We start from the raw sequence: 12,443 nt of genomic DNA, 5'->3' as shown, positions 1-12,443 counted from the left end.
ATGACGAAAATAGGCTGTTTCGTGCTAGGAAGAACCCGGCAGGAAGCAGCCTGTTTTTATATCATTAGGATAGAGACCAAAATTACGGATAGAGCAAATGCTTCTAAGAGTTTTCTACATTGTGTGAACGATATGCTCAGGACTCTTGAGGGGAACTTAATTTTATCTGTGCTTTTTCAGGAATGCCCGCTGGAGTTATCTCCGTCCAGCCTTTTCCATTTAACCCCTTCGCATAAACCTCTAAATATGCACCTTTACGCAGGTTTTTAGAAGCAATCATAATAAAGGTATTTTGGTGACCTTCATCATCATACCCTACAAATTGATATTCCCACTGTGTATCGCTTAGTTTTTTACCGTCCGTTTGCACTATCGTATAGTAAGGCTTGACTGGAATAATAGGGTTGAGGCGATCAAGCATAACCGATTGACCTTTCAAGGCAAATAGAACGAAGAGTATACCAGCTACAATGGCTGCTAGAATGATTGCAAATTTGTTGATAGACACAAAATACCTCCTAAGCTTTCCTAGTAGTGTTGCGTACAAGTCTACTAGGTTAATGAATATAACAAAATGCATCAAGCTTACAAGCAGCTTACACTTCTGTAAGAAAGAGCTGTTCGTATAGTGTAGAAGTAAATGGATAAAATAAAGAAGATTTCCAATAAGTGGAGGGGCAAGTGTGGAGATAACAACCAAGCCTATTGTTGTTGTAAGTAAATGTTTAGAGTTTGCAGAGTGCCGGTACAATGGAGATGTGCTTTCAGATCAAACCGTTCGAAGCTTGACTCCCTTTGTAACCTTTATACCTGTATGTCCCGAAATAGAGATTGGCCTGGGTATCCCCCGTGAAACGATTCGAATCATCAAAGAAGGCGAACAGCATCTGCTCGTCCAGCCTTCAACACGAGCAGATCTTAGTCAGCAGATGAATAGTTTTGCCGATGCTTTTTTACAAAATGTAGGAGAAGTGGATGGTTTTATTCTGAAAAGTCGCTCTCCAAGCTGCAGTGTAAAAGATGTCAAAGTATATAGTGGATGGGAAAAAGCACCCGTTGTAGAAAGCGCTCCTGGTTTCTTTGGTGCGAAGGTAAACACGTATTTTCCTTATGCGGCTATAGAAGAAGAGGGCAGGCTAAAGAACTTTACCATTCGAGAGCATTTCTTTACAAAGCTGTTCACACTAGCGTATTTTCGCCAATTGAGCTCGGACCCTACTATCCGAAATCTAATTCAATTTCATGCTGAGAATAAATATTTATTTATGGCATACAATCAAAAGCTTACAAAAGAATTAGGTAAGATTGTTGCAAATCATGAGAAAAAAGAGAAGCAACAGGTCTGGAACGAGTATGCTGCCCTTTTACCTAACATGTTTAAGCGTGCAGCCCGATATACCTCCAATATTAATGTTTGTGAACATATTATGGGCCATTTTAGTACAAGGCTTTCTACAAGGGAAAAGGATCACTTTAAGCATTTATTGCATCGGTATCGAGAACGAAAATTGCCGCTGAGTAGTATGACCAGTCTGTTGAAATCGTGGGTATTTCGATATGAACAAGAATATTTGTTACAGCAACGCTTTTTTGAACCTTATCCTGAGGAGTTAATTGATTTGGGGGATTCCGGGAAGGGACGAGATTATTAGGAAGAATGCTTTTGCAAGGCGCTCAACAGGTGGTAAAGCCATAGGATAAGGAATTTCAAACAATTTTTGCACTGACAAATAAACGGACAGCAAACCGAGGATATGCCATGGTGTTTGATGAAAGTAATGAAGCTGCCGCCAAGAATGTCAAGGAAGGTATTGCTATTGAAATTACATATGAACAAGCAAACATAGCATGCCTGCCTTTGTAGGTACAGAGAATAAACAATATATCAATGCAAAAAGCCGTTTTCCTGTTCTATAAGGAGAATCGGCTTTTCGCCTTTTTCTGGATAGTAAAAAAATCAATTCCATGAAATAATAGATTACTAACTACTGCATACGATTTCATCTAAATAGAGGAGATTTGGTGTTATGGACAGTTATAAAAAACAGAAACAGGTTGCTGACTTACACGTACAGATAAAAGAGCAGAGAATTGACAGTAGGTTGCGACAATTAGGTGAGATTGGTATGACACCGGAACAGGGTGTTACTAGATTAGCATTGACGGCTGAGGATATGGTGGCACAACGTATGGTTTCCGGCTGGATGAAAGAAGCGGGAATGTGCGTTCGCAAGGATTGCTTCGGGAATGTAATTGGAAGGAAAGAAGGAAATAATCCATATGCGCCTGTTGTAATGCTTGGTTCTCATATCGATTCGGTTCCTAATGGTGGTAGATTCGATGGCACGGTTGGAGTCATTGGGGGAATAGAGGTTGTTCAGGTTTTACATGAAAATAATATTTTGCATGAACACCCGATTGAAGTAGTTGCTTTTTGCGACGAAGAAGGAGTTCGTTTTTCAGATGGTTTTTTTGGGAGTAGAGGGATGTGCGGTAAGCTTATCCCAGAGGATATGGTGAGACGCGATAATCGGGGTGTAACTAGAATAGAAGCTCTCCAGCAGTGTGGCTTTCCTCCTGTAACAGATGCATCAAATATACGGAATTCTGAGGAGATCAAGGCATATTTAGAGCTACATATTGAACAGGGTCCATATTTACAAGCAGTGAACGAGCCGGTTGGAATTGTTACCAGTATCATGGGTGTGAAATTATTGACCATCAAATTAATAGGGAAGTCAGGTCATGCAGGTACAGTACCGATGAGCATGCGCAACGACCCGATCATGGCAGCGGCCGAAGCCATTTTAGGAATAGAAAAAATATGTGGCTCTGATCGTAGCAAGCCTACGGTGGGTACTGTGGGTACTTTTGAGGTAGAACCTGGTGCTTGCAATGTTATTCCGGGTTCTGTTTCATTTACAGTTGATATTCGAGATATAGATGAAACACGGTTGTTGCAGATCTTAACAGATATAGATGCCCTTCTCTCAGAAATATCCTTGCGACGCGGGCTAACGTATCAGCTAGAGAATACGCTGGCGATCAAAAAGGCAGATGCTGCGACTGAACTTGTACAGATGTTTCGTCAAATCGGCCTGAGAAGACAGAACGAATTGCCGCTGATGCATAGTGGGGCAGGTCATGATGCGATGATTTTGTCTGAGGTAACGCAAATGGGGATGCTATTTGTTCGTTGTAAGGATGGGATTAGTCATCATCCTGACGAGTGGTCCCATGCTTCAGATATTTGTATTGGCGTAGAGTATCTGTACGAGGCGGTTTGTCGATTAGCTACCTAATCATGAATGCGAGACAAGAGGTGTAGTGGTGAAAGGGGCATAATTCATGGAAAGCGTAGAGGAATTGCAACAGCAGTTTCGGAGCATTGAGATATGGGAACAAGAGCAGAAAGATCTATGGTTCTGGGAAAAAATAGGTCGCCTTCCGTTTGTATACTTAGATCGAGCTGTCCCGAAGTCTTTAAAAGAAAAGGTGGGTGATTTGTTAAACGAATTGGGGGCCTATATCCAGACAGGCGGGAAATATCTAATCAGGAATCAAGATGTTTGGAGCCGTTTTAGCAACCCACCACATACACTTGAACAAGTGCAAATGAGATCGTTGCAGGAGATGGATCAGGTAGCGCTTCAATTAGCGGAATCGCGTACGAATGTTGCAATGCTTCAAGGGGCTACCACAGGCTTTGGCGGTATGTTTACACTTGCGATAGATATACCAGTTATCATAGGGCTCTCCTTAAAAGTATTGCAGGAGATGGCACTTACATATGGTTTTGATCCGCATGATAAGGTGGAGCGTATTTTTATCATCAAATGTTTGCAATTTACCTCGGCAGATGTTGTTGGCAAAAAGGCTATTTTAGCAGAGCTATCCGCCTTTGATGAGGGAGAAAAACATCAAGAAATCATTGCTCAGCTACAAGGCTGGCGTGAGGTGAGCTTGACATACATGGATAGTATGGCGTGGAAGAAGCTATTTCAGCTAATCCCGATCGTAGGCATGTTTTTTGGTGCATTTACGAATCGTACACAGATTGCGGACATAGCAATGACGGGGCAGATGCTCTACAAGAAAAGAAGAATCCTACAGAGACTAGCAGAACAAAACGGCGAGAAGCTATAATCAATGAAAGAATGATATCAAGCAGCAGGTAAGTCATCGAAAATCAGCTTTACAAGTGATAAAACGTTCGTTATACTATGGAAAAGTTTACTAAAGGAGGTGCAGGTACATGTCAGGAGCTGTTCAAGCGTGGTTTGTGGTAGAAATGTCCAGTCAAACACATGATTTCGTTAACAACGGGAGAAGTCTGTCCATTTTTCAATCTACTAATAAAACCGAACAGTTTCCTTTAACGCGTACCATGCATACATAACCTCTCTTTCACTTTTTCATAATCCTGATTGGATTTAGTAGAAGGAAAAACGATGCTGCAGGTGGTAGGTGCCTGTGGCTTTTTGTGTTTTCAAAAAAATGTGTAGGGGCCAAATGGCATGAAATGATTCATGGGGTATGCTATCGCTTGTGTAACGCATGAGAGGGACTGATTTCCAAGGAGGAAATGAGATCATGATCGTTCTTGCTGCTAACTCTCTTTCAAAATCATTCGGAGCTACTATGGTAATAACCGAGATTACTTGCGAAGTGAACCGTATGTCAAGAATAGGGATTGTAGGCCCAAATGGTGCTGGAAAAAGCACACTTTGCAACTTATTACTAGGCTTGGATTCTCCAGATTCAGGAACTGTTTTTCGAGCGAAGGATGCTACATTTGCCTATTTACCACAACAACCTGTGTATCCGCTGGAGTGGACGGGGCGTCATGTTATTGAAAGTGCCTTTGCTAAGGTGCAGGAAATAGAAATATCTATACAAGCGTGCCAAGAGCTTATGTCGAATATCGATGAATATCAAAAATTATCAACTGAGGAACAGGAAAAGTTATTATTTCGTTATCAACAATTGCAGGATAGCTTTGAGCAATTAGACGGTTATATGGTGGAAGCGAGGATTCAAAAGGTAGTAGATGGTCTGCGATTGTCCTCGTCGCTACTTGAGACTCCTTTTTCTTTGCTTAGTGGGGGAGAAAAAACCAAGATTGGCTTGGCAAAAATGTTATGCGAAAAAAGTGATGTTCTCCTTCTAGATGAACCTACGAACCATTTGGATGTAGAATCAATGGAATGGTTAGAGCAATTCTTACGTGAATATCCTGGGACTATTTTACTCATTTCTCATGATCGTTATTTCTTGGATGCAGTGGCCAAAAGTATATGGGAAGTGGATAGTGGAGAGTTGCAAACATATCAAGGGAATTATAGTCAATATGTACAGGAAAAGGAGGAGCGTCTCCTACGGCAATTCGCGGATTATCAAGAACAGCAAAAGAAAATCAAGAAAATGAAAGAAGCAATTAAGCGGCTAAGAGAATGGGGAAACCAAGCGAATCCTCCCAATGATTCCTTTCATCGCCGAGCCAAAAGTATGGAGAAGGCTTTGGAACGTATGGAAAAAATCGAACGTCCGCGTCTTGAAGCTGACAAAATGGATTTGTTTTTTCGCAGGGCAGATAGAAGCGGTCAAGACGTAATAAGAATGAATGATGTGACGAAATCCTTTGGGAATGTGTGTCTCTTACAAGAAGCGGATTTTACTTTGCGATATGGGGAGCGGAAAGCTTTGCTTGGTTCCAATGGCAGCGGAAAATCTACGCTCCTTAAAATGATTTTAGGGGAGCTAGAACCGGATGCAGGTACGATAGCACTTGGAAGCCAAGTAAAGATCGGTTATTTATCACAACAGGCTTTAGAAGGAGATCCCAATCGGCGTGTGATTGATGCGTTTCGAGAGATCGCCATTGTAACAGAAGCACAAGCACGGCATATTCTGGCAGGTTTTTTGTTTTATGGAGAGCAAGTTTTTAAAAAAGTGGGTCAGCTCAGTGGTGGGGAGAGGATGCGACTAAGGCTGGCACAGTTAATGCATCAAGACATCAATTTATTTATACTAGATGAGCCTACAAACCATTTAGATATTGAAGCGAGAGAAACAGTAGAGGCGGCCCTGCTTCATTATCAAGGTTCACTTCTCGTCGTATCTCATGATCGGTATTTCTTGCAAAAAATGGTAGATGGCGTCTGCTGGATTGATAATCAGCGTCTAATCCATTATGAAGGAACTTATGAGGAAGCGAGAGAAAAGCGCAGAAAGCACCAATTCGTTCACAATCATACAATAGGAGTGGATAAGCAAAAAGACAGGATTGTAAAAGGGATACAAGACAAAACGCAGAGTCATACTGATCGGGAACAAAAGGGACGATGTGACCAGACTGAAACGGTAGATATGGTACTTCAAACAAATCAAACAGAGAATGAGAAGTTGGTACAATGCAATTCTCTCCCTAAAGCGAAAGTTTCTAAAGTGAATGCATATAAGCTTCAGCAATTGGAAGCAGAGATCGCTCGAAAAGAGGAGCAATGTATGGAGTGGCAGCGAGAAATGGAGCAAGCTAAGGATGACTATGTTCAGTTAGTTCACTACCAGAATCAACTAGAAGCACAAGAACAAGAGATCAAACAGCTCTATGAAACGTGGTACGCCATGCAAGGGGAAGAATAGATTGAACCCAGCATAGTACGTAAATAGGAGTAGGCAGCTATCTTTCAATGAGAAGGATGCTGCCTGTTTTTTTGTATGTCTTAGCATAACGGGAGGATCGTGTAACGAATAAGATTGGGTGTAGCTTTGATGTTGTAGGTATTTCCATGTAACGAAGAAGGGCGTTTCCTTACAATTTACTGGTTGTTCGATTGACTGCTTGACTCAACGCATCATCGAGTACATGGGCGTATTGCATCGTCGTATCTATTTTGGAATGTCCTAATTGAGCTTGAAGCTGATGAGGATCAGGGTTTAAGCGCAAAAATTGGGTAGCAAAGCTGTGACGTAATTTATGTACAGAGATGTCTGGCATTCCGAATGCACTTCCATATTTTTTTACTAATTTTTGAACGGAACGTAGATCGATGCGGTGTCCGATTGGATTCGTAGGCGATACCGTGAGAAATAAAGCGTCCTCATGAGCAGGCGGCTGATACTTTTGGCGTGTATTCAAATAACGAAGCAAATATTCCTTACCCCAATCACTGAAGAATGGAGCATCCTCTTTTTTGCCTTTTCGAATCATTAAGACCTGATTTTTTTCCAAGACCACATTTTGAAGGTTCAAATTAACAATTTCAGAGACACGGAATCCGCCAGAAAGGATTAGTGCGATAATGGCTACATCGCGATCCCGATTTCGATAGTGAAAATGTAGCTTTTTCTTGGTATCACAAAAATCTAAGTAGCCATGATATACAAAATCGACAAACTTTTGGATTTGGTCATCTATTAAAATCTTAGAGCGGATAGCGTTTGCACGAGCAAGCGGTGTAACCTCTTCTACATGTAACTCAATTTTTGCCATGACGTTTCGCTTCAAGTAAGATTCGCCGTGTTCATCCTCTGAGAGGGCAGATAAATAGTAAAACAGGGATTTTAAACTTGAAAGCTTGCGAGATATTGTCAAATCACTGTATTCCTTTTTTGCACTTTTAGTGGGTTTTGTTAATAGCAGCGAACGCTCAAATAAGTGAGAGTCCTGTAAGTAGAGAAGATAGGCTTCGACGGTTTCTTTACGTAGTCCCCCTAATTCATCGAGTGTAATTTCGCTCATTTCCTGGGCGGTGGAAAGTCCCTCTGCCATTAGCCAACGAAAAAAGAACTCAAAATCACGTAGGTAGCCGAGTAAAGTGGAGACCGAAGCGCGCTTTGATCTTTTGTGATCCACATATTTTTCAACAAACCAAGGAAAAGAAGGGATTTTCTCAAGGAGTTGCAAGGAATCCCGTTGTTTTGTAATAGACATGAGAATGACCACCATCCTTTGCTCAACTTCGTCTATTAAAATAAATACATATAAACATGTTATCAAAATGACTTTATACTGGTACAATGATATATCTGTAAGGGATGTAGATAGCTTACTTAAGTATAGAACATTCGTTCTTATGAAACAAGCTAAATATGGTTAATTGTGTTAGCCGCTACGCCTGGTTGTCGAGGTCTAGTTATGAGTTTCCCAGTAATAGTTACGTTACTAGGAATGCGGTAACAGTCTAAGCTGATGCTCTGTTATACAAGAATAGGAGTGTAATTATGAGCAGGAAAAACATATAAAAGAGGCAGTTTTGCATGAAATCTAGCTTGTTTTTCTGTCTATTTATGAGTCGAGTTGTATTTTTAACTCGTAGGCATTTTGTATCTTGCTCTTTTGATAGAAACATTGTATGCTAGGTGACAAGACTACATTTAGTGTCTCATATGAATGTTATATACTACATACTGATAAAAAGTTACTTTACCGCCGAGAATTAGGTGTCATTTTGCGACTTAATAGGGAATCTGGTGAAATTCCAGAGCTGTCCCCGCAACTGTAAGTGTGGATGAAATGAGCAAAACCACTGTATAAGCATGTCTCAGGCGACTTATATGGGAAGGGCTCAAAGTAAAGTGAAACACAAGTCAGTAGACCTGCCCATTCTCTTAGTTTCGCATCTTCGGGGAGTGGGAAGTTGAAACGGTACGGGGATTAAATAGTAGCGGCTATTTGCTTTGCTATTTTTTCTTTGTTGTGCCGTTTTAAAGCTCACCCATGAAGGGATGAGCTTTTTATGTTGGCAAAAAGCGGCATTTATCAGCAGTCAGCTTGGCTACCATCTTATGTCCTTTATACATGAAAGGGGGGTGTATCGATGCTGATCGTATATGATTCCAAAACAGGAAATGTGAAACGCTTTGTCCAAAAACTAGATTTTCGCTGTATACAAATTTCCGATGATATCGTCATAAACGAACCTTTCATTCTGATTACATATACAACGGGATTTGGACAAGTTCCTGAAACGACACGACAATTTCTAACGCAACACTCTCAATGGATGAAGGGAGTTGCAACTAGCGGGAACATGAATTGGGGGACTCGCTACGGACTTGCAGCTGACCAGATAGCCGAACAATACAATGTACCATTGGTCATGAAATTTGAATTGAGCGGTACCAAACGAGATGTAGAAACTTTTAAGCAGGAGGTATTTCACTTTGTCCACGCAACTACCACAATGGATCACGTTGAACAACGAAATTATGGTGAAGAAAGACGGGAAATTTCAGTTTCATAAAGATTTAGAGGCAGCGAAGAGCTATTTCGTTGATTTCGTAAATCAGAATACGGTCTTTTTCCATAACTTACGTGAGAAGATTAACTACTTAATTGAAAATGACTACTATGAAGCTGAAGTGTTTGAAGGCTATGAATTTGCCGATATCGAACGGGTCTATCGCTATGTATATGATAAAAAATTCCGCTTCCCATCCTTCATGAGTGCATTCAAGTTTTATAATAATTATGCGATGAAAACGAACGATGGAAGCAAATTCCTTGAACGTTACGAGGATCGAATTGCTGTAGTTTCCTTGTTCCTAGCAAAAGGGGATAGCGAAAAAGCATTGCAATATGCAGACCTGTTAATCTCACAAGAATATCAGCCTGCTACTCCTACCTTCTTGAATGCAGGTAAAAAACGTCGCGGGGAGCTAGTTAGCTGTTTCTTGCTTGAGGTAGATGATTCAATGAATTCGATTGGGTTCTCTATTAATTCCGCTTTGCAACTAAGCAAAATTGGCGGCGGTGTAAGCTTGAACCTGAGCAAAATCCGTGCCGCTGGCGAGCAAATCAAAGGACTAGATGGTAAAGCAAGTGGGGTTCTTCCTGTAATGAAGCTGTTTGAGGATGCGTTCTCATATGCAAATCAGCTTGGTCAACGCGATGGTAGTGGGGTTGTTTATCTCAATATTTTCCATGCCGACATTCAAGAATTTTTAGATACCAAAAAAATAAACAGCGATGAGAAAATCAGAATTAAAACCTTATCACTTGGCGTTGTTACACCTAATAAATTCTTTGAGCTAGTAGAAAAAGATAAAGACATGTACTTATTCTATCCTCATACTGTGTTCAAAGAGTACGGGCAGCACTTAGACGATATGGACATCACCAGCATGTACGACGAGCTGGTCAATAACCCGCGTGTACGTAAGAAAAAAATCGGCGCACGTGATCTGATCATGAAATTAGCTCAAATCCAGATGGAATCTGGTTACCCATATATTATGTATGTTGATAATGTTAATGAATATCACGCATTAAAAGAGATTGGCCGAGTTAAATTTTCTAATCTGTGCAGTGAAATCGCTCAGCTTAGTGAAGTTTCCACCATTAATGATTATGGGGTGGAGGATGTTATTAACCGCGATATCTCGTGCAACCTTGGCTCGCTTAACATTGTAAATGTAATGGCGAATAAGAGAATGCGAGACACGATTCATCTAGCAATGGATGCTCTGACAGAGGTGAGTGACCGTACAAATATTTCGATCGTTCCATCTGTGGCAAAGGCAAACCGAGAGCTTCATTCTGTTGGCTTGGGAGCTATGAATCTACACGGATACTTGGCTAAAAATAAGATTCCTTATGAGTCAAAAGAAGCGATTGACTTCTCGCGTACATTCTTTATGATCTTAAATTTTTATTCATTAGAACGTTCTATGCTAATTGCAAAAGAGCGAGGAATTACTTTCCAAGATTTCGAGCACAGTGAATATGCATCCGGTAGCTATTTCGAACGTTATCAGCAGCACGATTATTCACCAAAAACCGAAAAGGTTCAGCAATTGTTCGAAGGTCACCATATTCCTACGAAGGAAGATTGGGCTCGCTTGCAGGATGAGGTACAAACCCACGGACTTTACCATGCCTATCGTTTGGCAATTGCTCCAACGGGCTCGATCTCTTATCTACAGTCCTCTACGGCATCTATTGCACCTATTACACAGCGTATCGAGGAACGCGAATATGGTGATTCCAAAACGATTTATCCGATGCCGTTCTTAGATGATGACAATTTCTTCTACTACAAAGAAGCATATGACATGAACATGTTTAATGTGATTGATCTCGTAGCAGAAGTTCAGGTGCATATCGACCAGGCGATTTCTACTATTCTGTATGTAAAAGATGACGCAACCACACGGGATTTGGCTATGTATTATATCTATGCTCAGAAAAAGGGCTTAAAGACGCTGTATTATACCCGTACAAAGAAAAAAACCATTGAGGAATGCGTTAGTTGCAGCGTATAAGAGAGGAGCATCGCAATGTCTAAATTTGAAGCAGTCAACTGGAATGAACCGGAAACCCAGTATACCGAGATGCTATGGACGCAAAATACATCTCAGTTCTGGCTAGATACAGAGATTCCAATTTCGAAGGATTTAAAGTCATGGACGAATCTAACGGACAATGAACGGGATACGTACATGAAGGTATTAGGTGGGCTAACCTTGCTTGATACAGAACAAGGAAATGTTGGCATGCCCATGATTGCCCAGCATGTTAAAGAGAAGCAAAAGAAAGCAATTCTAATTTTCCAGGCAGCGATGGAAGAGATTCACGCGAAGAGCTACAGCACTATTTTTACAACAGTAGCAAGTTCTGAGCGGATTCATGAAATTTTCCAGTGGGTAAAAGAAGATAAACATCTGCAGTATAAAACAGAAGTTATTGATGAAATCTACAGAGGTATCAAAGATGGCGACGATATGAGCCTGTATAAAGCGATGGTAGCTTCCGTATTTTTAGAGAGCTTCCTGTTTTATTCCGGATTCTTCTATCCACTATTTTTAGCAGGTCAAGGGAAAATGGTTGCCAGCGGTGAAATTATCAAGCTAATTATCCGTGATGAAAGTGTGCATGGTGTATTTGTCGGCTTGCTAGCCCAAGAGGTTTTTGCTAGATTAACAGAGGCTGAGCAGGAGCAAGCAACAGTGTTTGTTGATGAACTTCTCCAAGCTCTATACAAAAATGAATTAGAATATACCGAGACACTCTATGATTCCATTGGGTTAACACATGAAGTGAAAAAGTATATTCGTTATAATGCAAATAAAGCTCTAATGAACCTAGGGCTCGAACCGATTTTTGATGAGGAAGAAGTTCACCCTGTTGTATTAAACGGGATTCGTACAGAAACGAGCACGCATGACTTCTTTTCCACAAAAGGAAGCGGTTATCAAAAAGGGAAAGTGGAGCCGCTCCATGATCAAGACTTTGATTTCTTGAACGAGCGCGTAAAGGATACCTCATTCTAATAAGAGATGCTAATAGCGGCCAGCGAGCCCTGCATACAAGCGACAACCAAATTATGTAGTTTGTAAAAGGAAAGCTAACGAAAAGGACCGTGGTTGGGATAAAGCCCAGCTACGGTCCTTTTGTATAATTTGGAAGTGTAAATAGATTGAAAATTCGGTTGAATGTA

Annotated in this window: 10 protein-coding genes and 1 riboswitch; of the genes, 8 read left to right on the top strand and 2 right to left on the bottom strand. The window is 40.9% G+C overall.

Annotated elements, in window-relative coordinates; genetic code table 11:
• Nucleotides 1-136 precede the first annotated feature (136 nt).
• Complete coding sequence (locus GOP56_RS05010; RefSeq protein ID WP_163244728.1) at nucleotides 137-508, bottom strand: YxeA family protein; 372 nt, start codon at nucleotides 506-508, stop codon at nucleotides 137-139.
• Between the two features lie 175 nt (nucleotides 509-683).
• Here GOP56_RS05010 and GOP56_RS05005 point away from each other — a divergent pair, with 175 nt between their 5' ends.
• The 5 genes from GOP56_RS05005 to abc-f all read left to right on the top strand — a co-directional run bounded on the left by GOP56_RS05005 (nucleotide 684) and on the right by abc-f (nucleotide 6,645).
• Nucleotides 684-1,652: a YbgA family protein gene (locus GOP56_RS05005; protein ID WP_163244726.1), complete on the top strand. Its 969-nt coding sequence runs from the start codon at nucleotides 684-686 to the stop codon at nucleotides 1,650-1,652.
• A 375-nt stretch (nucleotides 1,653-2,027) separates the two neighbouring features.
• Complete coding sequence (locus tag GOP56_RS05000; protein WP_163244724.1) at nucleotides 2,028-3,302, top strand: M20 family metallo-hydrolase; 1,275 nt, start codon at nucleotides 2,028-2,030, stop codon at nucleotides 3,300-3,302.
• Nucleotides 3,303-3,348: 46 nt separating this feature from the next.
• Nucleotides 3,349-4,146 (top strand): EcsC family protein, encoded by a 798-nt coding sequence (locus GOP56_RS04995; protein ID WP_163244721.1) that lies wholly within the window; start codon nucleotides 3,349-3,351, stop codon nucleotides 4,144-4,146.
• Nucleotides 4,147-4,255: 109 nt separating this feature from the next.
• Nucleotides 4,256-4,399, top strand: coding sequence for a hypothetical protein (locus GOP56_RS23295; RefSeq protein WP_003337687.1), 144 nt, complete (start codon nucleotides 4,256-4,258; stop codon nucleotides 4,397-4,399).
• A gap of 194 nt (nucleotides 4,400-4,593) precedes the next feature.
• The gene (gene abc-f, locus GOP56_RS04990; protein WP_163244719.1) at nucleotides 4,594-6,645 is read left to right on the top strand and encodes a ribosomal protection-like ABC-F family protein; all 2,052 of its coding nucleotides are present in this window, start codon (nucleotides 4,594-4,596) and stop codon (nucleotides 6,643-6,645) included.
• Nucleotides 6,646-6,814: 169 nt separating this feature from the next.
• On the opposite strand, the gene xerS is transcribed toward abc-f, so the two are convergent.
• Nucleotides 6,815-7,936 (bottom strand): tyrosine recombinase XerS, encoded by a 1,122-nt coding sequence (gene xerS, locus GOP56_RS04985; RefSeq protein ID WP_163244717.1) that lies wholly within the window; start codon nucleotides 7,934-7,936, stop codon nucleotides 6,815-6,817.
• 490 nt (nucleotides 7,937-8,426) lie between these two features.
• A riboswitch (cobalamin riboswitch) is annotated at nucleotides 8,427-8,624 on the top strand.
• A gap of 198 nt (nucleotides 8,625-8,822) precedes the next feature.
• Here xerS and nrdI point away from each other — a divergent pair.
• From nrdI to nrdF, 3 genes are read left to right on the top strand one after another with little or no spacing between them, the layout of a single operon-like run.
• Nucleotides 8,823-9,248: a class Ib ribonucleoside-diphosphate reductase assembly flavoprotein NrdI gene (gene nrdI, locus GOP56_RS04980; protein WP_003337683.1), complete on the top strand. Its 426-nt coding sequence runs from the start codon at nucleotides 8,823-8,825 to the stop codon at nucleotides 9,246-9,248.
• Entirely contained in the window at nucleotides 9,214-11,268 is a 2,055-nt protein-coding gene (gene nrdE / locus GOP56_RS04975; RefSeq protein WP_051876157.1) for a class 1b ribonucleoside-diphosphate reductase subunit alpha, read from the top strand. Before nrdI ends, nrdE begins: the two co-directional genes overlap by 35 nt.
• Before the next feature lie 15 nt (nucleotides 11,269-11,283).
• The gene (gene nrdF, locus GOP56_RS04970) at nucleotides 11,284-12,276 is read left to right on the top strand and encodes a class 1b ribonucleoside-diphosphate reductase subunit beta (protein ID WP_003337681.1); all 993 of its coding nucleotides are present in this window, start codon (nucleotides 11,284-11,286) and stop codon (nucleotides 12,274-12,276) included.
• Nucleotides 12,277-12,443 lie beyond the last annotated feature (167 nt).

The sequence above is a fragment of the Brevibacillus sp. 7WMA2 genome, from assembly GCF_010748895.1.
Lineage (GTDB): Bacteria > Bacillota > Bacilli > Brevibacillales > Brevibacillaceae > Brevibacillus_B > Brevibacillus_B halotolerans.
The sequence above is the reverse complement of the archived record's forward strand: the minus strand, read 5'-3'. Positions and strand labels throughout refer to the sequence as shown.

Excerpts from the sequence above, each read along its gene's own strand:
- GOP56_RS05000 (WP_163244724.1), top strand. The coding sequence starts at position 2,028 with ATGGACAGTTATAAAAAACAGAAACAGGTTGCTGACTTACACGTACAG.
- nrdI (WP_003337683.1), top strand. The coding sequence starts at position 8,823 with ATGCTGATCGTATATGATTCCAAAACAGGAAATGTGAAACGCTTTGTC.
- xerS (WP_163244717.1), bottom strand. The coding sequence starts at position 7,936 with ATGTCTATTACAAAACAACGGGATTCCTTGCAACTCCTTGAGAAAATC.
- abc-f (WP_163244719.1), top strand. The coding sequence starts at position 4,594 with ATGATCGTTCTTGCTGCTAACTCTCTTTCAAAATCATTCGGAGCTACT.
- GOP56_RS04995 (WP_163244721.1), top strand. The coding sequence starts at position 3,349 with ATGGAAAGCGTAGAGGAATTGCAACAGCAGTTTCGGAGCATTGAGATA.
- nrdE (WP_051876157.1), top strand. The coding sequence starts at position 9,214 with ATGGTGAAGAAAGACGGGAAATTTCAGTTTCATAAAGATTTAGAGGCA.
- nrdF (WP_003337681.1), top strand. The coding sequence starts at position 11,284 with ATGTCTAAATTTGAAGCAGTCAACTGGAATGAACCGGAAACCCAGTAT.
- GOP56_RS23295 (WP_003337687.1), top strand. The coding sequence starts at position 4,256 with ATGTCAGGAGCTGTTCAAGCGTGGTTTGTGGTAGAAATGTCCAGTCAA.